Origin of the sequence: Occallatibacter savannae, assembly GCF_003131205.1 — a bacterium.
In the GTDB taxonomy this organism is placed as follows: domain Bacteria; phylum Acidobacteriota; class Terriglobia; order Terriglobales; family Acidobacteriaceae; genus Telmatobacter; species Telmatobacter savannae.
In genome coordinates this window covers 408,996-435,184 of the sequence record NZ_QFFY01000001.1, presented here as the reverse complement: position 1 = coordinate 435,184, position 26,189 = coordinate 408,996, and the positions used below count along the sequence as shown (strand labels likewise).

Genomic DNA, 26,189 nt, shown 5'->3' with positions numbered 1-26,189 from the left:
AACACGCGAGCGCCTCCATGTGGCAGAACGTGCTCTCGATGGATCTGGCAGCCACGGCTGCTGTGGAGTCTTACGAGAATGAGAGTTCACCTTCAGGTAGTTCGCACCCAGAAACGCTGTCCGAGGCGTTCGACAGGGGAAGAAGAGAAGGAATTGAGGAAGGTCGCCGAATTGAGCAGCACCGGCAATCGATAAGGCTGGATCAGATTGAGAGGCGAAGGACTGAACAGGTCGCATCGATGTGTGACAGGATCGCCCTTGAGCGCAAGAAGTTGATGCAGGAGCTCGAGCCGGAGATTGTTGAACTGGCTCTTCGCATTGCTGAGCGGATCGTACGGCACGAAGTTGTAGTTGATCCTCTGGTGTTGACGAATTCTATTCGAGCCGCTCTAGGGCAACTTGCGGATCATGCGACCGTTCGATTGCGTGTACCCAAAGTGGACGGCGATCTTTGGCAACAGACATTTGAGCACCTCCCCAGCTTGAAGGTAAAACCGGAGATCATCCTGGATGAAGAGCTCTGTGCAGGCGAATGTGAACTCGAAACGAACTGTGGCTCCGTAGATCTCAGCATCACGAGCCAGCTGCGCGAGATCGAAAGAATTCTCATTCGGCAGGATGCAGAATCACCGCTGGAGGGGCGCGGTCCTTCTGAAACGCAGACAGGCGACGCGAACGCATGAGCGAATGGTTAAGCCGGTACCACGATGTTCTGGCTCGGAGCCAGCCCTGGCGATGGCGCGGAAGGATCGTCCAGTCGCTGGGACTGACGATCGAATCCGCGGGGCCGGTAGCAGGGGTTGGGGATTGTTGTGAAATAGAGGATTCGCACGGGCTAAGTCACGCGGCAGAAGTGATTGGGTTCCGCGGTACGAACGTGCTTTCCATGCCACTCGTGAAAGCCGACGGGGTCAGATTTGGAGACCGGCTGACGGCCTTGGGAGAACGGCCTCATATCGCTGTTGGCGATGGGGTGATCGGAAGAGTTTTGGATGCTCAAGGATTGCCACTCAAAGGCGGTAAGGTCGCCTGCCCAACCGTGCGGTGCGCCCTTAACACCGCACCATGCAATCCACTGGAGCGAATGCCGATTCGAACGCCCCTGGGAACAGGTGTGCGAACGATTGACGCCTTGCTGACAGTGGGTCGAGGACAGCGCGTCGGTATCTTCGGAGGTTCGGGCGTAGGCAAAAGCACACTGATCGGAATGATGACGCGAAACACCGAAGCTGATGTTACGGTCATCGCTCTGGTTGGAGAGCGCGGTCGTGAGGTTCCAGATTTCATCGAGAACTCTCTCGGCAGTGGTGGGCTGGCTCGCTCAGTTCTGGTTGTATCGACATCCGACCAGTCTCCCCTCTTGCGTATGCGTGCGGCGCTCGCGGCGACAACGATCGCTGAGTATTTTGCTCGTGAAGGTAAGGATGTACTGCTTGTCCTTGACTCGCTTACGCGATTCGCAATGGCCGCGCGGGAGGTTGGTCTGGCGGCAGGAGAACCTCCTACTGCGAAGGGGTACACGCCGTCTGTATTTGATCGGCTGGCTAAGCTCGTGGAACGGGCTGGGAGATTTGCGCGTGGATCTATCACAGCGTTCTACACGGTTCTGATGGAGGGTGATGATCAGCAGGACACACTCGTCGATGCAGTCCGATCACTTTTGGACGGCCATATCGTCCTCTCGCGCGATCTTGCATCTGAGGGACAGTATCCGCCGATCGAGGTGCTTGATTCTCTGAGCAGGCTCATGCCTACGATCGTTGAGGAGGATCATCGCAAGGACGCAGCTCTGTTTCGCACACTTAGGGCGGCATATGCGAATTCGGAAGACTTAGTGCGAATTGGTGCCTATAAGGCTGGATCAGATCCGGAGCTCGACAGAGCTCTTGCAGCTCGACCCGCCATGAAGGCTTTCATGATGCAGGCAAGCGGCGAACGTGTAAGTTACCGCGACTCTGTGGCGGCGGTTCACGCATTGGCCCGGGAGATTCGGTTTGAGCAGGGCTAGGCAGCTACGGCGAATTCGTGAATTGCGGCTTGTGGAAGAGCAGTATCAGGCGGCTCTGCTGGCTGCAGGCAAGAAGCAGCTGGCGGACCTTGAGAGCGCGCTGCATCTACTCAGAAAGCGGCAGATGGAGGGGCGTGACCTACTGGTTCAAAGCTGCATCGATGGAGATACGGTGTCGTGGATTACCGCTCTTGAGGAGGTCGCGATATTGCGGCGCAAGGCGGACGCGCTCATGGCGGAGAAGCCGCATCTGGAGTACCACGTGCATGGGTTGTGCGACCGATTCATCGCAAAGCGAATCGAACGTCGGCAGGCAGAATCTATTCTCAGCTCAGTGCTGGAGGAAGAGACAAAAAGAGGTGAACGCCAGAGTCAAGCGACACTCGATGAGTGGTATAGGGCGGAGCGCCGGCGGTTCGCTCTGGCCTCGTCGGGCGCGCCAGATGCTTGAGGTTGCGTTGACATCCTTCGCAGCGAGTGTGCCAAAACGATCTTCAGATCCCGCTCTGATGTTTTTCTAATCTACACGACACCATTCTGGCACGGTTCCTGCTCGTGCATCTCGTATGATCCAGATCATCGGTGCTGCCGGAAGCAGTATTCATGGGAAAGATGATCTCTCCACGAAGGGGTCAGAAGAAGCAAAGCCGACCGACTACGGTCACATCGTTTTCGGTGAGATGACGATGGGCTTTTGGCAGCAACTTCTTCGGGAGATTTCAAAGATCGGCGTTGGCAACAATGATGGCAAAGGTCTCCAGACCGAGGCATGTGATCCAGCGCTGAATTCTGGCGCCACGCAGGAATCGAGCGAACCTCCTCTCACTCCGACGCTGGATGCTGAGGCGACATCTACCTTTATGGACAATGGCGTTACACCGGCGAACGGTGGACGGGTGGATGGAAAGATCGGTGCTGAACCCGCAGACTCAAAACGCCTCGATGAAGTCGGGATAGCCAGGAGCAAGCATTGCGAAAAGGTGATACCCGCAATCCCCAAGACCACAGAGTCGAAACAGAGGCCGGTGCGCCCTTCGCGGGCAGAAATTGAGAGCGGCTTGGCGGCTGTTGTGTCCTTCGATTCGCCGACTTTACAGATGCCATATGTAGAGCACGTGACCAGACCGCAATCGGCTGGCTGCCGCACCTCTGGTCCCCAGAATGTCGTCAGCGGCGAGGACACGGCTGCTCGCTCCTGCGGGGCTCACGCCACCTCGGAGATTTCAGGCACATTGACAGAGCGAAAGCCAGTGCGCAGTTCAGCATTCCCGGTGGGGGCTCATGGTCTTGACAGCAAAACCTGCGATTCGAGTGAAGCCAACTTAGCTATCGCCGCGAGTGTTTCTTTCGGGCCAAGCCGGATCCTAAGAGTAGGGGAAGGTGAGTTTTCCAGGAGTGGGCAGCAGAGCGTCGGCACCACGGGAGAACCATCGCCTGCCTGCAACATTCCACGGTCTCTGCCATTGAACTCTTCGAAGATTGCCGTACTGTCGGCCGCATCGTCGAGCCGCACTCGGCATCAGCGCTTGAGCGCCATAGGAAACAGCGAACCGAGTAGCGCTGTGAATGGGGCCGACGTTGTAATGCCAGCTGCCCAGAACTCGTTCCATGCTGCCGCAGCAGTCGCGGGAACGATTGCGAAAGCGATCTCAGGTGCGGAGGAACAGAGCTGGCGAAATGGTTCGGGCGCACCGGAACCCTCGAGCCGCGTGGTTGATGTACCCCCCAGATGTCCTGAGCAATGGACTCATGCTGGACTACGTTTCGCGGAAGCTGGCTTCCAGGATCCTTCGTTCGGTTGGATCAGCGTGCGTGCGGCGCGCGACAACGCAGGCCTGCACGCCGTTGTTGTACCACCTTCCGCCGAAGCAGTTCACAGCCTGAGCGCACATCTGGACGGGCTGAACGCCTATTTGGGACACAATCAGATTCCGGTCAGCACCGTGACGTTGTCGACGTTTGAGACTGACCAGTACCCAGCGGGTTCCGGGGCAGATTCTCAGAGGCAAGCCAGTCATAACGGAAGCCATCAAGGCAACGAACATCATAGAGAGCCCACTGTGACGATAGTAGATTTGCATGCACAGTCCGGCTCTAGAGATTCGATTCCGAAGCCAGACGAGTATTCGCTTTCTGAGGTACGGAAGGACGAATACAGCCGGCGTATTTCGCTAGTTGCGTGAGAGTGGATACAAAGGAAGGAGTTGAAAAAAGAAGATGATGGGTGCACCAATCGCCACAGGTCCGTGCAATCAAAGGCCAGAGATGTTAGCAAGGTCGCAAACCACGAGTTCTGGTGCAACGAATAGTCCGGCAAGTGGGAGTTCAACGGCAATCGCTGCGAACGATTTCCTGACCTTGCTGGTAACTGAGATGAAAAATCAGGATCCGACTGCAAACACCGATCCGAACCAATATGTGAACCAGCTTGTTCAGGTGAACAGTCTCGAACAACTGATCTCGATCAATGAAACGCTTCAGCGCCAGGCACCTAAGACTTCCGTAACGAACTCGGTGCAGGAAGAAACTCCGATAAGTCCGGGTTTGTCATCAACAGAACCGGCGGAGAAGACGGCGGTGGCTAGTACAAGGCTCGACGCAGATCGAAGGGCATCAAGCCTCAGCGGAATTGGCAGCATCAACCCTGCTGCTCATCGGGTAGCAACTGCTTTGACAGAATAGGTCGGGAACTGAGAAGCGCGCGGAGTTGCGCGCTAGGAGATGACGTTATGGCGAGTTTCTATATACCGCTCACTGGATTGAATGCCGATTCGACGGCACTGAACACGATCGCAAACAACCTTGCGAACATGAACACGACAGGATACAAGGCAAAATCAGTAAATTTTTCTGATTTGTTCTATCAGCAGATCGGGGAAGCTGGGTCTGGCGATCCGATTCAACGCGGTTCGGGGACCCAGGTGGCTTCAATTGAGACAGATTTTTCGAATGGGTCTCCAAACTCCACCGGCGTTGACACGAATGTTGCGCTTCAGGGGAATGGTTTCTTTGTCGTGGGCGACGGGGGCAACATGCTGCTTACGAGGGCGGGCGATTTCTCGCTGGATCAGAATGGAAATCTGATCACGGCGGATGGTCTTAGCGTAATGGGCTTCCCGGCGATCAACGGAAAGGTCGATGCAACCGCTCCGCTTACGGCGATTCACATCCCGGTGGGAGAGACGGAACTGCCGAGCGCAACTTCCACGCTTGGGATGATTGCAACGCTCAACTCTTCAGCACAGGTGGGAGATTCACTTCCGGGAACGGTGCAGGTTTACGATTCTCTGGGCAGTTCCTATCAAGCCACAGTGAAGTACACCAAGACAGGCACAAACAATTGGTCATACAGCATCACATTGCCGGACAAACTCGCGGCGGCCGTGAACGCCTCGGCCGGCACCATCAGCTACAACTTCGGTTCGAGCGGGGCGGCGGTGGCAACGGTGGACCCAACGACAAACCTTACGGTCACCGGTTTGAACGGAGCGGGAGTCTCGAGCACGATTAACGCGCCGGCCGTCCAGGCAGGAGAGTCGATCGGCAACTATGCGGCCGCGCTCCAGAGTGCCTTAAACGCGGCAGGAATCACAGCGACCGTGACAACGAGTGGATCACAACTGACAATCACCGGAACGAATCTGACTACTTCTGGTGACGTTGTTCAGGATCCGGTGGCTTCGGCTCCCACAACAGGATCGTTGACCTTCGATTCGAATGGGAACCTTGTGACACCGTCGACGAACATCACGGGGATCACCTTCTCGGGTCTCTCGGATGGTGCATCGAACATGAATCTGACTTGGGAACTGTATGGTGCGGACGGATCAGCTAATCTGTCGCAGGTCGATCAAACTTCTGCAGTCTCATCTACGTCGCAAAATGGGTTTGCCAGCGGAACGTATCGCGGGTTCTCGATTGGAGCGGATGGCACGGTGACCGCGACCTTCAAGAACGGACAGAAGCTGAACGTAGGCCAGCTTGCGCTGGGAAATGTCGTCAACCTGCAGGGCCTCAAGTCTCTAGGGAACGGCGAGTTTGAAACTACACTGGCCAGCGGACCAGCGACAATTGGAATCTCCGGCACCTCGGGGCTGGGGACGATGCAGGGCGGAGCACTGGAAGGCTCAAACGTAAATATCTCTGCGGAGTTTTCAAAGCTGATCATCGCTCAGAGGGCGTTTGAAGCCAACTCGAAAGCAATTACAACGTTTGACACGGTAACGCAGCAAACGATCAATATGATCCGATAATACGTTAGACAATGCCAGCGCTTAACGGAAGGGGAACATCAGATAGGCTGCGATTTCGGAGGGGCTGGACGAACCTCGATGAAGACACCCTTGCCATGAGCGAGTGGAGTCGAGTCTGAGGCGAAGATGGTGGCTTCGACGAAGTGCTTTCTGCCCTCGTCGCGAACGATACGCCCTTCCATCCGGATAGGAGTGCATGAAGGAACGGGACGTCGATAGTCCACTTCGAGGTGCCGTGTCATGGCAGTGAGGCCGCGGGCGCGGACCGCTTTGCTCATGGTTTCGTCCAGGAGCGTCGCAATGATGCCGCCGTGGAGGAACCCGGGGTGGCCTTCAAAGCGGTCGGGGATGCTTACGGGGCAGACAACGGTGCCATCGGAGGCGAGAAGAAACTCAAGCTGGAGACCGTGCTCATTGGCTTCTCCGCAGCCGAAGCAGCGATTCTGAGCGGCATGCGAGAGGGGAGTGAGATTGTCGAAGTGGGGCTTCATACTGCGGTCTCTCCGGCAAGGACGCGCGTGAAGACGCGGGCGTCCACATTGCCTCCGGTGAGAACGAGGCCTATGCGCTTTCCGTGATTCGATTCTGACTCGCGGATTGCGGCAGCCAGGGAGGATGCAGCGGCGCCCTCGGCGAGGTTGTGGGTGTCGTAGTAGAGAGCGCGCATCGCTTGAGCTATTTCTTCATTGGATACTTCAATGATGCGAGAGACGTTCTGCCAGATGATCTCCATTGCGTCGGAGTTCGGTTTGCGGCACGCGAGGCCGTCTGCGAGTTCGGTGGCTGCGGGCGCTTCGAGGATTTGCCGTCTCGAGAAGCTAAGCGAGTAGGATGGCGATTGAGAGGCGACTACGCCGACGACCTCGGTTTTCAATCCGAGTGCGTTTCGAGCAGCGGAGACTCCGCTGATGGATGATCCCAGCCCGATGGGCACGTAGACGACTTCCAGAGGGGGCGCTGCTTCCAAGAACTCGAGAGCATAGGTTGCCGTGCCGAGCACCAGCGTCTCGTGGAAAGATGGCACCATTTCGAAGCCGCGTTCTGCTGCAAGTGCCTGCGCGAACTCGAGGGACTCCTGAAAGTCCTGGCCGTGCTCGATCAATTCCGCGCCTTGGGCCATCATTGCGCGATTTTTTTCAAGGCTGTTTCCGTGCGGTACGACGATCATGCATTGCACGCCGTTCATGCGCGCTGCGGTTGCAACACCCTGGCCGTGGTTGCCACGGGTGGCAGCGACGACGCCTTTCAGATCGGGCTGTGACCGGCGCAGCGATTCCATGTAGAGGAGAGTTCCGCGAATTTTGAAAGCTCCGAGCGGAGTGTGGTTCTCATGCTTGATCCACGCCTCGCAGCCGAGCCGTTGATTGATGAGCGGCCAGGCATACTGCGGCGTCGGCGGCATGAACCGGTAGACGGACTGTTGCGCCTCTCGCACACGCTGCAAGGAGGGAAGCTCCATGGATTCAGGATACAGAAGGGAAGTGACGCTTAGAATTGTGAGGTGACTTCACCGACCACGTACGGCAAGTTGGGCCGGCACCTAGCGCTGACTTGTGCGGCTGTTGGGATCCTGATCGCTTGGGCGGGGTGCCGTAAGGAGCAGCCGCTCACAAAGCAACAGTTGGAAGGGAAGCATCTTTACCACGTACGGTGCGCCCATTGCCACGACGAAAATGATCTCGCCTTGAAAAATATCCCGCCCGATCTGCATGGCGTGTTCAGAAGCGAGATCCTGCCCAGCGGCGTGCCGGCGAACGACGCGGAGGTTCGTCGGGTAGTACTCGCGGGCAGGGGTATGATGCCTGCGTTTGCCGGGCGGTTTGACGAAGCGCAGATGGCGGCGCTGCTGGCGTATCTCCACACCGGGCTGCGCTAATTCCAATGGAGAAGAAAATCATTCATAGCGGATCGCCACCATGGGATTGACTCGAGCTGCCCGCCACGCGGGCAGAATGGACGCCAGAGTTGCGACCACAGAGAGCGTGAGAGTCGCCCCGATCAACAGCCCCGGATCGCGAACGCTCTCAGCCGACCAGCTGGCCATCACTTTGTTCAATGTCACTGTGAGGACAACTCCGGCGATGATACCGGCGCCCACGCTGGCAACCGTTGACCGGAAGACAAGGCCGAGTACATGACTACGCTCTGCGCCGAGCGCGACACGGATTCCGAATTCGTTAGTTCGCTGAACGACTGTATACGCCACCACGCTGTAGAGTCCGACCGATGCAAGCGCCAGCGCGAGTGCGGCGAAGGCTCCGAAGAGCCATGCCACCAACTGTCCGCGCGCGTATTCGGGAAGACGGGTAATCCAGTGCTCCAGATCGCGAACGTCATCGTTCGTTTGCTGGTCAGAATCGACCGAATTGACGGCGACCCGCACGGCGTGGAGCAGGGTGAGCGGGGGCACGTCCGAGCGCACCAGGATCTGCGTGTACATCCCCATCACTGCCGTGTAGGGGACGAAAGTTTCCGGCAGAACCGGCTTTGACAGACCGTCATCAAGTTTGTCGGAGACGATACCCACGATTTGAAATCCGTTTTCCGCACCGGGTGCGATGAGCAGATAAGGCGGCTGAGGTTTCAGTTCCATGACCTTCACCGCTTTGCCAATTGCATCCCCGGCAGGGAAGTATCTCTTGGCGAAGGTCTGATTGACGACCATCAATGGTGCGCCTCGATGCGTCTCAGCTTCGTCCCAGATTCGGCCCTGCGCAAGAGGTATGCGAAGAGCGGGGAAGTAATCTTTGCTGACCATATTGAAGCGGAAGGGCTGGTCCGCATCGGTTGGTTTGCCTACGACCTGAAGATGCGCGTCAAAGCCGTTTGACGGCGGCGTGGCGTTGCTTGAGATCGCGGCAAGCTTCACGCCGGGGACAGCGGCGACCTTATCGTACATCTTCTCGAAATAGGCGGCGCGCTTGGGCCAGGTTTCGTAAGTGCCGTCGTGGATGGGAATTCCGACGGACATGATGTTGTGCGGATCGTAGCCGAGATTTACGTTCGCCACTTTCAGGAAGCCTTCGATCGCGGCGCCGGCCCCGGCCATCATGAGAAGAGTCAGCGCGATCTGGCCGCCGATAAGGATGGCGTGGGCTTTACGTCCGCGCACATCGCCGGTGCTCTTGCGCGTGTTCGCCTTCATGATCTGGCTGACTTCAGGGTGTGAAAGCTGCAGAGCAGGCCAGAGCCCGAAGAGGACGCCTGTACTGACGGCGACGATGACGCAGAACACCAAGACCGGGAGATTGACGTGGATCGCGGCTTCATGAGGGAAGGAGAACTCGGGTAGATTCGCGACGATCAGATCGACAGTTTTGTAAGCGAGAGCCAATCCCAACAAAGCACCTGTGACGGACAGGAGCAGGGCCTCCGTGAGCAGTTGGGCGATGATACGTCTACTGCTAGCTCCGATTGCTGAGCGAAGTGCAAATTCGTGCTGGCGCGCTGTGGCTCGAGCCAACAACAGAATTGAGACGTTGCCACAGCCGATCAGCAGCAGTAATGCGACTGCGCCGAAAAGCAGGTAAAGGGTTCCTCCGAGCTGTTTTACAAAGTCTTCATTCAGTCCGACGACATGCAGGTGCATGAAATTTGGAGGGAAGTGCTTGGGGTTCTCTTTCGCGAACTGCTTGATCAGCGGCTCCAGAGCCGAGTCGGCCTGGCTGTGCGTAATCCCGGGCTTGAGCCGCACACCCGCGTAATAGCCCTTGACCTGATCACCGGTGACTTTGAGAGGAAGGTATACGTCGGCATCGCCCCAGGTGAATCTCGAGCTAGATACGCCCACGATGGTGTAGTTCTTTCGCATGAGCTGAATGGTTTTGCCGATCACCGAGGAGTCTGCGGCGTAGTGGCGCGTCCAGAACTTGTGGGACAGCACCACAACGGGCGCAGGGTCCTGGCCATCAATCGCATCGGAGGGCTGGAGTCCGCGGCCTAAGGGCATGGGAACGCCGAGAAAATTGAACGCGTTCGAAGTGAGGTAGACGGCGTTCACATTCTCCGGGAGGTCCGCGCCGGTGACGGTCAGGCTCCAGTCGTCTTCCATGAAGGAGTCTTCAACGACTGGAGACTTACGGAGTTCCTGCCACTGAGTTCCAGTGACGCCGAAGCCGTTGAGCTCGCCAGATGGCATCGTCAGCCGCATGTGAACCATTCGCTCTGGATCTTTGTACGGATACGGATCAAGGAGGATTGCGTAGACAACGCTGAATACAGCAGTGGTGGCTCCGATCCCGAGCGCAAGCGAGACAATTGCCGTGAGCGAGAAGCCCGGCATCTTAGTGAGTTGGCGAATGCCGAAACGAATGTCCTGGAGGAGGGAAGTCATCGAGCGCGCTCCTTTGAACCAGATTGATCAGGCGAACCATTGAAAACAGATACCGAAGCCGTCGGGGTCTTTGAGGTAAAGCTGCTTCATTCCATACCAGGCGACCTTGGGCGGGTCAGGCCGCAGTCCGTTAGTGAGAAGTTGCTGATAGGCGCTGTCGATGTCGGGGCAGCCGAAGTAGAGGCACGTGTCCTCGTGACCCGACCAGCGAGCAGGATCGGGCTTTGCGGGTGTCTCCTCGGGATCGTAGGCGGTGTTGAGCATGATGGTGGCGTCGGAGAGCTGGAGCATCGCCCAGTCCACGTCGTCGGGATCGCGCGATTTTTCCTTGGACTTGCCCGTCACCTTGAAGCCGAGGAGATCTCTGTAAAAGTGGATTGATCGAGGCATATCGAAAACCTGAACGAGAGGTGCAAGACCCTGAATCTGGATGGCCATGGCGAAACTGCTCCGAAGATCCGCCGCTCCGGCTGGATTCTTTCTCCGACGTTCTACAAAGCACGTTCCAGCCCAAGTTGCAGATTGCGCATCTTGTTGAAATGACGATAGAGGGGAGTACGAGTGAGGGAGCAGAATGTGCGATTCTGCTTCCGGTTGTTCGCAAATGGACGATGGCCATAATGCGAGCCTCAGGCGCGGGAGCGAGGGGACCGCGAAACATCGGATGCTCTATACTCAGGAGTGCTATGGCACCGGAAAAAACCTTCTTTCTAGAGACGTTCGGGTGCCAGATGAATGCCCATGACTCGGAGAAGGTGATTGGCACATTGCTCCGTGAGGGCTACCGGAAGGTCGAGACCGAGGAAGAAGCGGGGTTGATCCTGTACAACACCTGCTCGATCCGCGATAAGGCCGAGCAGAAGGTCTTCAATCGACTGAACGATTACAAAAAGCTCTACAAAGCCGGTAAGCGGTTTGGAGTACTGGGGTGCGTGGCGCAGCAGGAAGGCGAGAAGATATTCGAGCGCGCGCCGTACGTCTCGCTGGTTTCGGGTTCGGCGTCTTATCGCAAGCTGCCGGAGATGCTGGGCCGGCTTGAAGCTGGAGAGCGCCGGATCACGGGGCTGGATGACCGCCAGACGGACGAGACATTCGAGACCGAGTTCACGTCAAGGCAGAATCCTTATCGCGGATACATCACCATCATCGAGGGCTGCGACAAGTTCTGCGCCTACTGCGTGGTGCCTTACACGCGCGGGAAGGAGCGCAGCCGGACTTCAAGCTCGGTGCTGGAAGAGGCACGCAGGATCGCGGATCAGGGGTACACGGAGATCCAGCTGCTAGGCCAGAACGTAAACAGCTATCGGGATCCAGAAGGGAAGTTGAACTTCGCGGAGCTGCTGGCCGCTGTAGGGCAGGTCCCCGGGATCCGGCGAGTTCGATTTACGACAAGCCATCCTCGCAATTTCACGCGCGATATTGTGGAGGCCATCGATGCATACCCAACACTATGCGACCACGTGCATCTGCCGGTGCAGTCGGGCTCGTCGCGCGTTCTGAAGATGATGGCTCGGGAGTACACGTCGGACTGGTACCTGGAGCGGATCAGCTGGATCAAGGCGGCGAAACGGAAGATCTCTCTGTCGACGGATATCATCGTGGGTTTTCCGGGCGAGACTGCGGACGACTTCATTGAAACGATGGACCTGCTGCAGGAAGTGCAGTACGATTGCGTCTTCGGATTCAAGTACTCAGGACGCCCGAATACGCCGGCGCTGACGATGATCGATTCGCTTCCTGAGGCTGAGAAGGCACACCGGTTACAGGTGGTGCTTGAACGACAGCGAGAGATACAAAGGATCAACTACGCCAAGCATCTAGGCGAAGAGATGGAAGTGATGGTAGAAGGAATGAATCCTGCCAGGGGCCAGGTTGCCGGTCGAAGCTCGCAGAACAAATCTGTGAACTTTACGACCTCGCTTCCAATCGCGCCGGCACCGGGTTCGTATTTGAAAGTGAGGATCACGAACACGCATCCCAACAGTCTGGTTGGAGAAGCCGTCTAAACCGGCAGAGAGGGACCGATGGACATCGAGGTTCGAATTCGCGGCTTGATGATGGACCCGGCGACAAACATGCCGATCGTGGTGCTCAAGGACGTCGGGTCAGACACGGTGATGCCGATCTGGGTGGGGATCTTTGAGGCGAACGCCATTGCAATCGAGATTGAGAAAGTGGCGCCTCCACGGCCGATGACGCACGATCTGGCGCGAAACCTCATGCGCCACATGAACGCCCAGCTGGAAAGGGTGGTCATTACTGAGCTTAAGGACGACACTTTCTTTGCAGTGCTGTGGCTGCGTCAGGATGGCGAGCTGATTACGCTGGACGCGCGGCCTTCGGACGCTCTAGCGCTGGCGCTGCGGGCTGATTGTCCGATCTACGTATCAGAGCACGTGATGCAGACGGCAAAGCTGAACATGTCCGGGCCGCCGGAAGGTCCGACAGCCGAGGAACTGCGCGGATGGTTGGAAGGATTGAACGACGAGGATCTGGGGCGGTACAAGATGTAGGGTTGCTGGGTGAGTTTTGCTGGAGTCGCTCGAAGGGAAGGGCCGTGCTTGGTGCGCGGCCCGATCTGCTTTAAGAGCAACCACGTGCGGTTGACTCTTCGTAGTTTACTTCTGCATTACAGAATATCTGTTATCGGACATTACTGATATCGCGGAACTTGGAGTGTCTCCACGCTGCTGGGCCTTAGTTTCTGATTTCGGCCAGGAGTGTTTCGACCTCGGCCTTTTGGGCGGCGGTGAGTGGCAGGAGCGGCAGGCGGGGGTAGCCACCGTAGTAGCCATTGAAGTCGCAGGCGTACTTGACGCCGGCAATGCCCAGCCCGGCGGTAATGCGGGTACTGGCTTCGGCGATGCGGTTCTGCTTTTCGGCGGCGAGCGCGGGGTCGCGTTCCTTCCAGGCGAAGTAGACCTCGTAGCAGGCCTCGGGTGCGCAGGCGCCGAAGCCAAGGATGGCTCCGGAGGCTCCGGCTTCGAGAGACGGCAGGATGATGGAGGCGGAGCCGGTGAGGACCTGAAAGCCGACTTCCTTTGTGCGGGTCTTCAAGGCCGGTACGGGCGGCGCGACTGCAAGGGCTGGACCTCCGGCGAGGTCGGCGGCCGGGACGAAGGTCGACGGTTGAGCGATGGCTTGCTTGAGCATGCGACCGGTGACGGCTTCGAAGATGGGCGTAACGGTGACGGTTCGCTTCAGGACGGACTTCGTGGCTTCAACGATGCCCTTGATGCGTTCGAGGCTGCCGCTCGAGTCCTTGATGGCGATGATGTTGGGGTGCTGAGCGAGTTCGGCCACCATCTCTACGGGAATCTGGTATGGGACGCAGCGAGGGATGTTGTAGAGGATGACGGGCAAAGGCGAGCGGTCGGCGACGGCTCTGAAGTAGTTTGCGACGACGTCCGGCGTCATCTGCGTCGAATAGTAGGTGGGTGTTCGGACCAGGACGGCGTCGTACTGGGCCTTGGCGGCTACTTCGGCGAGTTCGAGGACGGAGCGGAGGCTTTCGCGATTGACTCCGGCGATGAGGACTTTCTCGGGAGCCGCCGCTTCGGCTGCGGTGCGAAGGACCTCTTTGGTTTCGGTGTCGTCGAGGGCCGGTGCTTCGCCTGTGGACCCTAGGACGACCATTCCGGCAATCAGCGAGCGCGAATATCGCGCGATATTCGCTTCGAGCTTGCGATAGTAGACACGCTCGTCGGGATAGAACGGCGTGGTGACGGCCGCGAAAACGCCTTCGATCAGCATGCTTTCATTTTAGGCGAGGGAACTTGCTTCCCTTCCCGCCGGCTCTTTCCTGGCTGCGTGCAGATTCTGCAGCGCGTAGACCGTAGTTGCCTGTTGCTGCATGGCTTCGATTCCCTCCACGGCTGCCTGTGCGGCGGCGATGGTTGTAATCGTGGGGACACGCGCCAGAACGGCGGCGCGACGAATCGCCTTCTCGTCGAAGAAGGTGTCCTGGCCGCGCGGCGTGTTGATGATGAGGTGAATGCGATCGCCCTTGATGAGGTCGACAACATTGGGGCGGCCTTCTTTGACTTTGAAGACGCGCTCGACGGTGAGGCCGGCGCGTTCGAGGACGTTGGCCGTGCCCTCAGTGGCGATGATCTGGAATCCGAGATGGACGAAGCGCTTTGCAAGCTCGACGGCGACGGGCTTGTCGTGGTCGTTGACCGTGAAAAAGACCGTGCCGCGCGATGGGAGGATCTGGCCTGCGGAGAGTTGAGCTTTGGCGAACGCTTCGCCGAAAGTCTCGGCCACACCCATGACTTCACCGGTGGACTTCATCTCCGGGCCGAGGACAGTGTCGACACCTGCAAATTTGTTCCAGGGGAATACAGGCGACTTGACGTAGTAATGATCTCCGACTTCAAGGTCCTTGCCGGAGGCCAACTGTTCTGGAAGAAGTTCTCGGAGCTTGCGGCCGGTCATCAGGCGGGAGCCGATTTTGGCGAGCGGGATGCCGGTGGCTTTCGAGACGTAGGGGACGGTTCGCGAGGCGCGCGGATTTACCTCGATGACGTAGACGTGGTCTTGTCCGTTGCTGTCGCGCTGAATGGCGAACTGGAGGTTGACGAGGCCGACGACCTTGAGCGCCAGGGCCAGCTTGCGGGTGTAGTTGCGGATGGTGTTCAGTGTCTCTTCGCGGATGCTGACGGCTGGGAGCACGCAGGAGGAGTCGCCGGAGTGGATGCCGGCTTCTTCGATGTGCTGCATGATACCGGCGATGATGACGTCTTCGGAATCGCAAAGCGCGTCGACGTCGACTTCGACTGCGTTTTCGAGGAAGTGGTCGACGAGAACCGGGCGCTCCTGCGAGTACTCGACGGCCTGCTTCATGTAGGCGGATACTTCCTGCGCGTCGTAGGCGATGACCATCGCGCGACCGCCTAAGACATAACTGGGGCGCACGAGCACGGGGTAGCCGATGCGCTCGGCGACGGCGAGAGCCTGATCAACGCTGGTGGCTGTGCCGCCGGCAGGCTGCGGGATTTTGAGGTCTTCGAGGAGCTTGCCGAATCGTTTGCGGTCTTCGGCGAGGTCGATGGAATCAGGCGAGGTGCCGATGATGGGAACGCCGGCTGAGAGAAGCCGCTGGGCGAGGTTCAGCGGTGTCTGGCCGCCGAACTGGACGATCATGCCGATCTTGGCGCCTGACTGCGCCTCGTGGTTGTAGACGGCAAGGACGTCTTCGAGGACCAGCGGTTCGAAGTAGAGGCGGTCGCTGGTGTCGTAGTCGGTGGAGACGGTCTCGGGGTTGCAGTTGACCATGATGGTCTCGTAGCCGTCGTCTTTGAGAGCGAAGGCCGCATGGCAGCAGCAGTAGTCGAACTCGATTCCCTGCCCGATGCGGTTGGGACCGGAACCGAGGATGATGATCTTCTTCTTGTTGGTCGGTGGCGCCTCGTCCTCTTCGTCGTAGGTCGAGTAGAGGTACGGCGTCATGGATTCGAATTCGGCGGCGCAGGTATCGACGAGTTTGAAGACGGGGCGGATTCCCTTCTGCTCGCGCAGTTCCCTTACCTGCTTGATGCCGTCGTGGCCTTCCAGCTTCCACTCGGTTGCGATGCGCTCGTCGCTGAGACCGTAGCGCTTCAGCTTGCGAAGGTGCTCGGTTGTGATCGCGTCCGGCGAGATGTCGTGCAGCGATTGCTGGGCGAGGGTGACTTCGCGGAGCTGATGGAGGAACCACGGATCCATGCCAGTGAGACGCGCGACTTCGCGGACGCTCATGCCGCGCTCGAATGCGAAGCGGACGTAGCCGAGGCGTTCGGGCTTGGGTGTGACGAGCATTTGCGTCAGACGGCGGGGCTCGAGGACTTCACTGCCGGTCTTCTTGCCGGTTTCGAGGGCGCGCCAGGCTTTCATGAGTGCCTCTTTGAAGGTGCGGCCCATGGCCATGACTTCGCCGACGGACTTCATCTGCGGCCCGAGCGTGTCGTCTGCGCCTGGAAATTTTTCGAACTGCCACTTGGGAATCTTGACCACGACGTAGTCGATGGTGGGCTCGAAGCAGGCTGGAGTCTTGCGGGTGATGTCGTTGGGAATTTCGTCAAGCGTGTAGCCGACAGCAAGCTTGGCAGCGATTTTGGCGATCGGGAAGCCGGTGGCCTTGGACGCGAGTGCGGAAGATCGCGAGACGCGAGGGTTCATCTCGATGACGATCATGCGGCCGTTGGCAGGATTGATGGCGAACTGCACGTTCGATCCGCCTGTCTCGACGCCGATCTCGCGCATGACGGCGAGGGCTGCGTCGCGCATCTTCTGATATTCGCGATCGGTGAGGGTCTGGGCGGGGGCGACGGTGATGGAGTCGCCGGTGTGAACGCCCATGGGATCGAAGTTTTCGATGGAGCAGATGATGATGACGTTGTCGGCAAGATCGCGCATGACCTCGAGCTCGAATTCTTTCCAGCCGAGGATGCTTTCTTCAATGAGGCACTCGTGCACGGGAGAGAGATCGAGACCGCGGGCAAGAATTTCCATCAACTCTTCGCGGTTATAGGCGATGCCGCCGCCGGAGCCGCCGAGGGTGAAGCTGGGACGAATGAGGACCGGGAATCCTATTTTGCCGGCGAAGTCGAGACCGTCGCGGAGATTGTTCACCAGCGCTGATTTCGCGACGTCGAGGCCGATGCGGATCATTGCGTCTTTGAAGAGGAGACGGTCTTCGGCCTTCTTGATGGGCTCGAGCTTAGCGCCGATGAGTTCGACGTTGTAGCGATCGAGAACGCCGGAGTCGGCGAGGTCGACGGCGAGGTTCAATGCAGTCTGGCCGCCGACGGTGGGAAGCAATGCGAACTTGCCGGAACCGGCGGGGAGCATCTCGCTCTCAAGCCGGATGATCTCTTCGACGTACTTGCGGGTAAGCGGCTCGATGTAGGTGCGGTCGGCGAGTTCGGGATCGGTCATGATTGTGGCGGGATTGGAGTTCACCAGCACGACTTCGAATCCTTCCTGCTTGAGGGCCTTGCAGGCCTGCGTGCCGGAGTAGTCGAACTCGGCGGACTGGCCGATCACGATCGGGCCGGAGCCGATCACAAGAATCTTCTGGATGTCATTTCTGCGTGGCATTGTTCTCGTGGTTCCTAAATCAATGTCGATTGTTTTTGCGAATGGTTCGATCGAAGTCGCGTTTGCTCGTCAGCACGGCGGAGCATTCGTCCTGGCATGCGCCGGGGCCGAGGATTACGTAGAGCTTTTTGCGTTCGAGATGGGTGACGATTTCGTCTGTTACTACGATGTCGCGGGCTGCTGGTGCGAAGTGCGATCTGTCGATGCGGAATGTGTACTGGCCTGAGGGAACGTGTTCAAACTCGAATTCGCCCGCTGTGTCTGTGCGGGTCTCTGCTACGGACTTGTCGTCGCGAAGCAGCTTTACGGAGAGGTCCGCTGCTGGATGGCCGGCGGGATCTACGACGATACCTTCGACGTGTGTGAGGCGCTCGGGTTTGGGGATGTCGAGTTGCGCCGAGCACGAGAGCGTTGAGATCGCCAACAGGATCGCTGCACTCAAAAAACAGCGGAGCCAAAAGCCCCGCTGTCTTGGAATGCCGAAGATTCTGCTTGCGACAAAATTCATCCTTTCCACTCCTCCATAAGATTGCGGAAGTCGCGGAAGAGGTAGTGCGAATCGTGCGGGCCCGGAGCAGCTTCAGGGTGGTACTGCACGCTGAAGAGCGGCAGCGATTTGTGGCGCAGGCCTTCGAGCGTGTTGTCGTTCAGATCAACGTGCGTCAGTTCAATGTCGTTGGCGTTGATCGATTCGGGATCGACGGCAAAGTTGTGATTGTGCGCCGTGATCTCGACTTTGCCGGTGGCGTTGTTGCGTACCGGGTGATTGCCGCCGTGGTGGCCGAACTTGAGCTTGTAGGTCTTGCCTCCGAGAGCGAGCCCGCAGAGCTGATGACCGAGGCAGATGCCGAAGACTGGGACGCGGCCGATCATGTCGCGAATGGCGCGAACGGCGTAGTCGACGGGCTCGGGATCGCCGGGACCGTTGGAGAGAAACACTCCATCGGGCTTAAGAGCGAGCACGTCGGCAGCGCTGGTCTCCGCAGGAACGACGGTGACGTTGCAGCACTCGCGCGTGAGCATGCGCAGAATGTTCTGCTTGATGCCGAAGTCGTAGGCGACGACGTGCAGAGCAGGTTTCTCTTCGCAGCCGGGCAGCAGCGGATCGCCTGATTGATTGCGGCTGTCATCGGTGTTGAACGTGTAGCTGGTCTTTGTCGATACGACTTTCGCCAGATCGGTTCCGTCCATCTTGCGGATGGAGCGGGCACGCTGAACGAGCTTGTCGGTATCGGTTTCGGTCGTCGAAATCACGCCGCGCATCACGCCGTGCGTGCGCAAATGGCGAACGAGAGCGCGCGTGTCGATCTCCGCGAGGACAGGAACCGAGTAGCGTTCCATGTATTCGTCGGTGACCTGTTCCGAGCGCCAATTGGAACTGATCGCAGAGAACTCACGGACGATCAGGCCCTCGATGAAGGGCTTGCTGGCCTCGTTGTCGGCCTGATTTGTTCCGTAGTTGCCGATCTGCGGATTTGTAAGAACGACGATTTGACCGGCGTAGGAGGGATCGGTAGCGATTTCCTGATAGCCAGTTAGGGAAGTATTGAAGACCACTTCGCCCTGGCATTCGCCCGGGTGCCCGTAGCCCTCGCCGCGGAAGATGCGCCCGTCTTCGAGCGCAAGGATCGCCTGCATCGCCTCTCCGAGGAGTGGATTCAATAGATTTTAGCAGGTTTGGCGGGATGATTGTGTGACGTGGAAAAGACAGTGCGAATTCATTTCACTTCGCCCACATCGCGGGCGGGCCAGTAGACGAAAACGGCTTTGCCGTAGATGAGGTCGCGCTCGACAACGCCGAATTCCCTGCTGTCGGACGAGATGGAGCGGTGATCGCCCATGACGAAGTAGCAGTCGTCTGGAATCACGGTGTTGGCGTAAGAGCGCGTGTCGCGATACATGTCAGGGACGTAGTTCTCGGTGAGGGCTTTGCCGTTGACGAAGACTTGGCCGTGATCGATGCGGAGCCTGTCCCCGGGGAGCGCGATGACGCGCTTGATGTAGCTCTTTTCCGGATCGCGGGGATAGTGGAAGACAACGACATCTCCGCGTTCAATGGAAGTGATGTGATAGACAAACTTGTTGATGAAGAGCCGGTCGTGATCTTCAAGACGCGGCAGCATGCTGGTGCCTTCGACGCGAACGGGCTGATACAGGAACAGAATGATGAGGATCGAAACCGCTGCCGAGATCAACAGATCGCGGACCCAAAGACCGAGGCCGCCTTCCAGGGCTGCGGAACGCGGCGGCGCGGTTTGCGCGGCTGGAGCGGCAACATCAGAGGGGGGTGGGCCGGGTAGTTGTGAGTTTTCAGGTTCGATCGACATCTCTACTTAGACTTTACGCTTTCTCACTTAATTGACTGCAAAACCGCTCAGCTGCAACCCAAACTTCCGGGAGGGCAGAAAACTGCAGGCTTGATGGGCTTCTCCAATCGCCGCGGCTGGTCGGCGGAGGGCACCATGGCCGGAGCAGCGCCGGGCGCAACTCCTTCCGCGAGGTTTGCCTCTTCCAGAATCATCGGTCGTTGGAAAACCATCTCCACCTGACTGCCTGCTTCAATGTTGACGTCGGCTCCGCGCGTGAACAGCGAGACCAGACCGACTGCGGCCAGTCCAGCACCAACACCGCCGAATCCGCCAGCGACAGCGTGACCGGAACCGAGCCCGGCGACAGAGCCGATGGTGCCTCCGGTCGGAATCGCGACTTCCGCGGTCTTCCCTGCATTACGCGTTTTGTCTTTATCTTGTTCGATGGTTCCTTCGCCATTCTTCACCTGCTGCTTGCTGGCGCCGGGGAGGCCGTTGACGACTCCGGGAATTTCGACGACGGAGCCGTTGGGGAAGATCATCGAGGTGAAGTGCATGTCGAGCTGGGCTTTGCCTCGGACGTGTCCGGCGCGCTCGACGCGGTCGACGACACCCTGGACGAAGACGCCGGCTGGAATGAGGACGCGGTTTCCAACGACGACCGGGAAGGTGGAGGAGAGATAGACGCCGTCGCCGGGCCTCGCGCTTCTGGTGTTCACGGAGCTGCGGAGCTGGAGCAGAACCTTGGTGCCTGCCGGAACGGTGTAGGTCTTTTTGGCGGGCGTGGGCGAGGCATTGGGAGCGGCTGCCGACTGTGCGGGTGGCGATGGCTGACCGGCTTTGTCGGTTGCGGCTGCGTCTGCGGGAGACTGGGCAACGGCGCGATGCGGCGTAACGCCGAGCGCTGCTGCAGCAGTGATGAACACGAAGGCTCTAGCCAGCCGCATTGCGTCCTCCACTTCCTCTACTAGGCATAGACGGACGGTTTTGCGCCAAGGATAGCTGCTCATTCTCTTTTCCCGGAGTTCTTGATTCAGGGTACGCTACATTCACAGTCTTTGGAGCCGAAGATGATGGACACGATCGGGACAGAGCCGGATTCCAGGGCAGAAGCGAAGCCGAGCGCGGGCGGCAGCTTCGCGAAGGTGTACAGAGTACTGCAGGACGCGATCGACGCTCGCGCGTTTCCGGGATGCGCCTTTGGAGCGATGGCGGGAGGGCGGATGGTGCTCTCGGATGCGCTGGGCAGCTTCACGTATGAACCGGATGCTCCGGCGGTGGAGCCGGAGACGGTGTTCGACGTCGCCAGCGTGACGAAGGTGGTGGCGACAACTGCCATCGCAATGACGCTGTTTGAGCGGGGTGAACTGCAGCTGGATATGCCGGTCGGTGAGTTGCTGCCGGGGTTCGTGATTGGGCGGGCCAATTCGGAGCTGGCGCGGCGAGTGACGCTGCGGAATCTGCTGGCACATAACTCCGGGCTGCCGGGATATGTGGAGTTCTTTCGGAAGGAACTCACGGCGTCGGGGCTGTTTCGGGCTTGTCTCGCGCTGCCGATTGAGGCGGCGCCGGGAGAGCGGTTTGAGTACTCGGATCCGGGGTTCATTCTGCTGGGGAAGGCTCTGGAGATACTGAACCGCGAGTCGCTTTCCGCGGCGGCGCGGAAGGAGATCTTCGAGCCGCTGGGGATGAAGGCGAGTTGCTACCGGCCGGCGCGACCGCGGTGGGAGCGGATTCCGCCGACGGAGATTGATGAGACGTTTCGCCGGCGGAGGATTCAGGGCGAGGTGCAGGACGAGAATGCGTGGGTGCTGGACGGCGTTGCGGGGCATGCGGGGGTGTTCTCCAATGTTCCGGACCTGTTGCGGTTTGCGGGCGGCATTCTGGACTCGTACCACGGGAGTTCAGGAATTTTTAAGCGAGAGACGATAGAACTGTTTTCGCAACGTCAGACACCTGCAGGGAGTTCGCAGGCGCTGGGATGGGATACACCATCGCCTTCGGGATCGTCGGCCGGGAGATTCTTCTCAAGTAAATCGATTGGGCATCTCGGCTATAGCGGATGTTCGCTGTGGATCGATCTGGAGGCGCAGGTTGCGGCGGTGCTTCTGACGAACCGGACATGGCCTGACCGCAAGAGCCAAGCGATCAAACAGGTTCGGCCCGCGTTCCATGATGCGCTACGTGAATCCCTCTAACTGGTTTGGCTCCATGACATTAAAGTGACAATGGGCCCGAGCAGAATTGTGAGTCTCTTGCCGTGATTGCAGATACAATAGATTGTGGGGACAGACTTTGATGTTAACGAGTACGACGACGCACGAAGGCGCCGGCGCCCACGGAAAAGAGGAAGCTAAAACGGACCCGGCTTCCCTACTCCAGCACCTGACAACTGAAAGCCAGAATGAAGCTTCGCAGGGCTTTGACACGAAGTCGGCGCTGGAGATTGCCCGCATCATCAACCACGAGGATGCCAAGGTTGCGGCGGCGGTCAAGAAGGCTATCCCTGAAATCGCCCAGGTCATCGACCATGTTGCGCGCTCCCTGCGCGACGGCGGACGGCTCATCTATATAGGAGCCGGATCGAGCGGACGGATTGCGGCACTGGATGCTTCGGAGTGTCCTCCGACTTACTCAACTGCTCCGGGCCAGGTTCAATACATCATGGCCGGCGGGCCAAAGGCGCTCGCTTCTGCCGTTGAGGTGAATGAAGATTCCGAGGAGCTTGGCCAGCGCGACATCGCGCGGCGCCGGCCGACCCGGAAGGACGTCGTTATCGGCCTCTCTGCTTCCGGCCGGACTCCTTATGTTGTGTCCGCAACTGCATACGCGAGGGCTCGCGGAGCGTTCACGGCGGCTGTGACCTGCAACCAGGGCACGCCGATCGCCGGCGCGGCGGACATTGCCATCGTGGCCGAGGTTGGTCCCGAGGTCATTTCGGGATCGACGCGCATGAAGGCTGCCAGTGCGCAGAAGATGATCCTGAACATGATCACGACGGGCGCGATGACGCGGCTCGGGTATGTGTACGAGAACCTGATGGTGAACGTGCACATGCAGAACTCGAAGCTGGTGGAGCGCGGAATCCGCATCCTGATGCGGGCCTGCAACATCGATCGTGAGACCGCAGTGCAGACGATCAAGAGCGCGGGACGAAGCGTGCCGGTGGCGCTGGTGATGCTAAAGGCAAAGGTGGACAAGCCTGAAGCGGTGCGACGTCTGGCCAAGTCGGACGGCAACGTGCGGCTGGCGATCGAGGACAACGTTCTCGAACTCTAGCTTCTAATTCCCTGCTCGTCGAAATAGCCACGAGTGAAGCGAATAGACCGGCGCGTGCGCTGTTTTGTTGCACCATGCCCCCCGCCCCCCTCCCCATACTGCTTGTAAACAAGTGCTCTGGTTTCTTCAGCTTGCGGCAGAGGGTCCCCGGTAAGTGTATCTCTCAATTGAGTTTAGCCATAAGTGTTCCTTCCCAAAGGAGTTAGCTGGCCCTCAGCTACCCGAAGAGCGGTGATGAGTCTCGCGGGACGTTCGCAGCTTGGGCAGAGTGGCAGCATGAATCCAGTATGCCGGAATCAGCGAATTAGACTGCAAAACGAGCTGCTTGTTTTTTGCTTTGCGAATCAGCAATTTAGGCGGTAGCGCAGCGACGTCCGCTTGACGTCTCGAGAATCGGCGCGAAAAGGCTCTCGGCTATAATTGGCCATCTCCGTCCCCTTGCGGCGTCCATGCCCATTGAGCCAGGTACAACTGCAGGTCCCTATGAGCTGCTCGGCCCGATCGGCTCGGGTGGCATGGGCCAGGTCTTCAAGGCACGCGATACGCGCCTCGAGCGATTTGTTGCTCTGAAGTTTCTGCCTGACGACATCTCCAGGGATCCGCAAGCGGTCAGACGCTTTCGCCGGGAAGCCAGAACTGCGTCGGCCCTGAATCACCCGAATATCTGCACGATTTACGAGATCAGCGAAGCCGGCGAACGCGTGTTCATTGCGATGGAGTTCCTGGAGGGCTCTACGCTGCGTGAGCGCATCGTGCGAGGCAATCTCGACCTCGAGGCCGTGGTGCAGCTCGCTATCGAGATCTGCGACGCACTCGACGCCGCGCACACGGCAGGGGTCGTCCATCGCGACATCAAGCCGGCAAACATTTTCGTAACCAGCCGGGGAAACGCCAAAATCCTGGACTTCGGGCTGGCGAAATCGTCCAGCGAGAATCGCGTGGCTGCGGCATCGGATGACACCACGATCTGCGACGATCACCTGACGGTTCCGGGCACGGTGCTGGGAACGGTGTCGTATATGTCGCCTGAACAGGTGCGCGGCAGCGAACTCGACGCGAGGAGCGATCTGTTCTCGTTCGGGGTTGTCCTTTACGAGATGGTGACGGGAACCTTGCCTTTTCAGGGGCAAAGCATGGGGCTGATTTTTGACGCCATCTTGAACAAGGCGCCGGTTCCGGCGGTCGCGGTGAATGCGAAGATTCCGCCGCAACTGCAGGCGGTGATCGACAAAGCGCTGGAGAAGGATCCCGCGCTTCGGTATCAGCACGCCTCCGAGATTCGCGCAGACCTGAAACGCCTGCAACGAGGTGCAGCGTCTGGCGCGATGAGCACCGACTCAGAAGCGAAACCCATGGTACAGGCACGATCCGGATTCATCTTCAGTTGGCGATGGTCCTTGATCGCCGCGCTTCTGATCGCAGGGATTGTGGCGTTTTCCGCACGGGAGAAATGGCGGGGAGGACGGAGTACGGCGAGTACGCCCGGCGTGCGATCGCTGGCGGTGCTTCCGCTGGTGAATCGCACGGGAGACGCATCGCAGGACTACTTTGTGGATGGAATGACGGACGAGTTGACGACAAGCCTAGCGCAGCTTGGCGGGCAGTCGGGCGATCTCCGCGTGATCTCAGAGTCGGCCGCGATGCATTACCGCGGAACGGCGAAGCCGCTGCGAGAGGTGGCGCAGGAGTTGGGAGTTGAGTCGGTGCTGGAGGGCTCGGTGGCGCGCTACGGCGGAAAGGTGCGGATTACGGCGCGATTGACGGATGTCGGCACGGACCGAAACCTCTGGGCTGAGAGCTATGAGCGAAGCGATGAAGACGTGCTTAAACTTCAGCGCGAGATTGCGCGGGCAATCGCGGAGGGGATTCACGTGACGCTCAGTCAGACTGAGGCGCACACGCTGGATACCTTGCCGACCCACAACGCCGGCGCTTACGACGCATATCTCCGATCCAGGTACCTTCACAAAACCGGTCTGGCCATTAAAGCCGACAACGAGAGGGCTCTCTCTGCTGCCGAGGAGGCGGTAAGACTCGACCCTGGGTTTGCACAGGCATATGTCGCGGTTGCGGCGGCATACGAGGAACGGATCTTCGGATTGGGCGGCGGCAAAGAGGAAGACGAGAAGGCGATGATTGCTCTGAGCAAGGCGATCGCTCTCAATCCGAATGTTCCAGAGGCCTACGTCGTTCGCGGAAGCCTCTACTATAACCATCTCCACGCGTTCGACATCGTGAACTCCGTCGTAAATTACCGAAAGGCCATTGCGCTGAACCCGAACGACGGCGCGACGCACCAGGTGCTGGGATCGGAGCTAACGCACGCGGGCCTGCATGACGAAGCGATTGAAGAGTACAGGACGGCGCTTCGATTGGATCCGCTGGACGATCCTGCGAAGTACCGGTTGAGCAGGGCGCTATGGCAAGCGGGGCGTTTCGAAGAGTCGCTGCAGAACTATCAGCGGTACAACATCAAGGCGACAGAAGAGACGATTCCGCTGCTGTATCTGGGGCGGCGTCAGCAGGCATGGGATCTTCTGGAGGAATTGGCTGCGCCTGGGCCGAGTGATTTCCGCTCGCCTGTGGACTTCCCTGCAGTGCGAGCCGTGCTGTACGCGTCTGAAGGCAATCATACGAAGGCGGAGGCAGAGATTGAGCAGGCAATCAAGCTGGGCAAGTCGACGGATCATTTCCATCATGCTGCATTCTTGATTGCGTGCGCGTATGCGGAGATGGGAAAGCCGCATGAGGCGGTGCTGTGGCTGCGGCGCACTTCACAGATCGGAATGCCGAATTACCCTCTGTTCCATGACAACCCCAGTTTGAAGAAGCTTGTTGGGAGCCCGGAATACGATCGTTTCATGAGCGAGTTCAAGCCGGAGTGGGATCAGTTTGCGGGCAGCTTGAAGTAGGAGATGCTCCTCGCA

At 58.7% G+C, this 26,189-nt stretch carries 22 protein-coding genes; 11 read left to right on the top strand and 11 right to left on the bottom strand.

Annotation, left to right across the window (positions count from 1 at the left end):
* The first annotated feature begins 17 nt into the window (after window positions 1-17).
* From DHV10_RS01905 to DHV10_RS01895, 3 genes are read left to right on the top strand one after another with little or no spacing between them, the layout of a single operon-like run.
* Window positions 18-683, top strand: a complete 666-nt coding sequence (locus DHV10_RS01905) for a FliH/SctL family protein (RefSeq protein WP_109484624.1) — start codon at window positions 18-20, stop codon at window positions 681-683.
* On the top strand, window positions 680-2,008 hold the full coding sequence (locus DHV10_RS01900; protein ID WP_109484623.1) for a FliI/YscN family ATPase: 1,329 nt from the start codon (window positions 680-682) through the stop codon (window positions 2,006-2,008). The genes DHV10_RS01905 and DHV10_RS01900 overlap by 4 nt, the downstream gene beginning before the upstream one ends.
* The gene (locus tag DHV10_RS01895) at window positions 1,995-2,459 is read left to right on the top strand and encodes a hypothetical protein (RefSeq protein WP_109484622.1); all 465 of its coding nucleotides are present in this window, start codon (window positions 1,995-1,997) and stop codon (window positions 2,457-2,459) included. The genes DHV10_RS01900 and DHV10_RS01895 overlap by 14 nt, the downstream gene beginning before the upstream one ends.
* 1,306 nt (window positions 2,460-3,765) lie before the next feature.
* Here DHV10_RS01895 and DHV10_RS26880 read toward each other — a convergent pair.
* Complete coding sequence (locus tag DHV10_RS26880; protein WP_162601122.1) at window positions 3,766-3,930, bottom strand: hypothetical protein; 165 nt, start codon at window positions 3,928-3,930, stop codon at window positions 3,766-3,768.
* 295 nt (window positions 3,931-4,225) lie between these two features.
* Between DHV10_RS26880 and DHV10_RS01885 the strand changes: the two genes are divergently transcribed.
* The gene (locus tag DHV10_RS01885; protein WP_239461252.1) at window positions 4,226-4,690 is read left to right on the top strand and encodes a flagellar hook assembly protein FlgD; all 465 of its coding nucleotides are present in this window, start codon (window positions 4,226-4,228) and stop codon (window positions 4,688-4,690) included.
* Between the two features lie 47 nt (window positions 4,691-4,737).
* The gene (locus tag DHV10_RS01880) at window positions 4,738-6,261 is read left to right on the top strand and encodes a flagellar hook protein FlgE (RefSeq protein ID WP_109484619.1); all 1,524 of its coding nucleotides are present in this window, start codon (window positions 4,738-4,740) and stop codon (window positions 6,259-6,261) included.
* Window positions 6,262-6,299: 38 nt separating this feature from the next.
* Here the strand turns inward: DHV10_RS01880 and DHV10_RS01875 are convergent, their stop codons facing one another.
* On the bottom strand, window positions 6,300-6,752 hold the full coding sequence (locus DHV10_RS01875) for a PaaI family thioesterase (protein ID WP_109484618.1): 453 nt from the start codon (window positions 6,750-6,752) through the stop codon (window positions 6,300-6,302).
* Window positions 6,749-7,705: a threonine dehydratase gene (locus DHV10_RS01870; RefSeq protein ID WP_275425885.1), complete on the bottom strand. Its 957-nt coding sequence runs from the start codon at window positions 7,703-7,705 to the stop codon at window positions 6,749-6,751. Before DHV10_RS01870 ends, DHV10_RS01875 begins: the two co-directional genes overlap by 4 nt.
* A 57-nt stretch (window positions 7,706-7,762) precedes the next feature.
* Here DHV10_RS01870 and DHV10_RS27915 point away from each other — a divergent pair, with 57 nt between their 5' ends.
* Window positions 7,763-8,137, top strand: a complete 375-nt coding sequence (locus DHV10_RS27915; protein WP_109484616.1) for a c-type cytochrome — start codon at window positions 7,763-7,765, stop codon at window positions 8,135-8,137.
* A gap of 18 nt (window positions 8,138-8,155) precedes the next feature.
* On the opposite strand, the gene DHV10_RS01860 is transcribed toward DHV10_RS27915, so the two are convergent.
* Complete coding sequence (locus tag DHV10_RS01860) at window positions 8,156-10,594, bottom strand: ABC transporter permease (RefSeq protein ID WP_109484615.1); 2,439 nt, start codon at window positions 10,592-10,594, stop codon at window positions 8,156-8,158.
* A gap of 27 nt (window positions 10,595-10,621) precedes the next feature.
* Window positions 10,622-11,032, bottom strand: a complete 411-nt coding sequence (locus DHV10_RS01855) for a VOC family protein (protein WP_109484614.1) — start codon at window positions 11,030-11,032, stop codon at window positions 10,622-10,624.
* Between the two features lie 248 nt (window positions 11,033-11,280).
* Here DHV10_RS01855 and miaB point away from each other — a divergent pair, with 248 nt between their 5' ends.
* Together miaB and DHV10_RS01845 are read left to right on the top strand one after the other, a co-directional pair.
* A complete protein-coding gene (miaB, locus tag DHV10_RS01850; RefSeq protein ID WP_109484613.1) occupies window positions 11,281-12,600 on the top strand; it encodes a tRNA (N6-isopentenyl adenosine(37)-C2)-methylthiotransferase MiaB in 1,320 nt (439 codons plus the stop codon).
* A gap of 18 nt (window positions 12,601-12,618) precedes the next feature.
* Window positions 12,619-13,107 carry a bifunctional nuclease family protein gene (locus DHV10_RS01845; RefSeq protein ID WP_109484612.1) on the top strand — a complete coding sequence of 163 codons (489 nt, stop codon included), beginning with the start codon at window positions 12,619-12,621 and terminating at the stop codon, window positions 13,105-13,107.
* A gap of 184 nt (window positions 13,108-13,291) precedes the next feature.
* On the opposite strand, the gene DHV10_RS01840 is transcribed toward DHV10_RS01845, so the two are convergent.
* From DHV10_RS01840 to DHV10_RS01815, 6 genes are all read right to left on the bottom strand, one after another.
* Window positions 13,292-14,347: a dihydrodipicolinate synthase family protein gene (locus tag DHV10_RS01840; protein ID WP_109484611.1), complete on the bottom strand. Its 1,056-nt coding sequence runs from the start codon at window positions 14,345-14,347 to the stop codon at window positions 13,292-13,294.
* 9 nt (window positions 14,348-14,356) lie between these two features.
* The gene (carB, locus tag DHV10_RS01835; RefSeq protein WP_109484610.1) at window positions 14,357-17,674 is read right to left on the bottom strand and encodes a carbamoyl-phosphate synthase large subunit; all 3,318 of its coding nucleotides are present in this window, start codon (window positions 17,672-17,674) and stop codon (window positions 14,357-14,359) included.
* 19 nt (window positions 17,675-17,693) lie between these two features.
* On the bottom strand, window positions 17,694-18,098 hold the full coding sequence (locus DHV10_RS01830) for a carboxypeptidase-like regulatory domain-containing protein (RefSeq protein ID WP_162601120.1): 405 nt from the start codon (window positions 18,096-18,098) through the stop codon (window positions 17,694-17,696).
* A gap of 80 nt (window positions 18,099-18,178) precedes the next feature.
* Window positions 18,179-19,312: a glutamine-hydrolyzing carbamoyl-phosphate synthase small subunit gene (gene carA, locus DHV10_RS01825; RefSeq protein WP_109484608.1), complete on the bottom strand. Its 1,134-nt coding sequence runs from the start codon at window positions 19,310-19,312 to the stop codon at window positions 18,179-18,181.
* A gap of 80 nt (window positions 19,313-19,392) precedes the next feature.
* Complete coding sequence (lepB, locus tag DHV10_RS01820) at window positions 19,393-20,001, bottom strand: signal peptidase I (RefSeq protein WP_109484607.1); 609 nt, start codon at window positions 19,999-20,001, stop codon at window positions 19,393-19,395.
* 47 nt (window positions 20,002-20,048) lie between these two features.
* On the bottom strand, window positions 20,049-20,993 hold the full coding sequence (locus tag DHV10_RS01815; protein WP_109484606.1) for a TraB/TrbI/VirB10 family type IV secretion system protein: 945 nt from the start codon (window positions 20,991-20,993) through the stop codon (window positions 20,049-20,051).
* Window positions 20,994-21,053: 60 nt separating this feature from the next.
* On the opposite strand from DHV10_RS01815, the gene DHV10_RS01810 reads away from it, so the two are divergent.
* From DHV10_RS01810 to DHV10_RS01800, 3 genes are all read left to right on the top strand, one after another.
* Window positions 21,054-22,181 carry a serine hydrolase domain-containing protein gene (locus tag DHV10_RS01810; RefSeq protein ID WP_109484605.1) on the top strand — a complete coding sequence of 376 codons (1,128 nt, stop codon included), beginning with the start codon at window positions 21,054-21,056 and terminating at the stop codon, window positions 22,179-22,181.
* A 100-nt stretch (window positions 22,182-22,281) separates the two neighbouring features.
* Window positions 22,282-23,262, top strand: coding sequence for an N-acetylmuramic acid 6-phosphate etherase (gene murQ / locus DHV10_RS01805; protein WP_109484604.1), 981 nt, complete (start codon window positions 22,282-22,284; stop codon window positions 23,260-23,262).
* Between the two features lie 449 nt (window positions 23,263-23,711).
* Window positions 23,712-26,174 carry a serine/threonine-protein kinase gene (locus DHV10_RS01800; RefSeq protein ID WP_109484603.1) on the top strand — a complete coding sequence of 821 codons (2,463 nt, stop codon included), beginning with the start codon at window positions 23,712-23,714 and terminating at the stop codon, window positions 26,172-26,174.
* The last annotated feature ends 15 nt before the right edge of the window (window positions 26,175-26,189 follow it).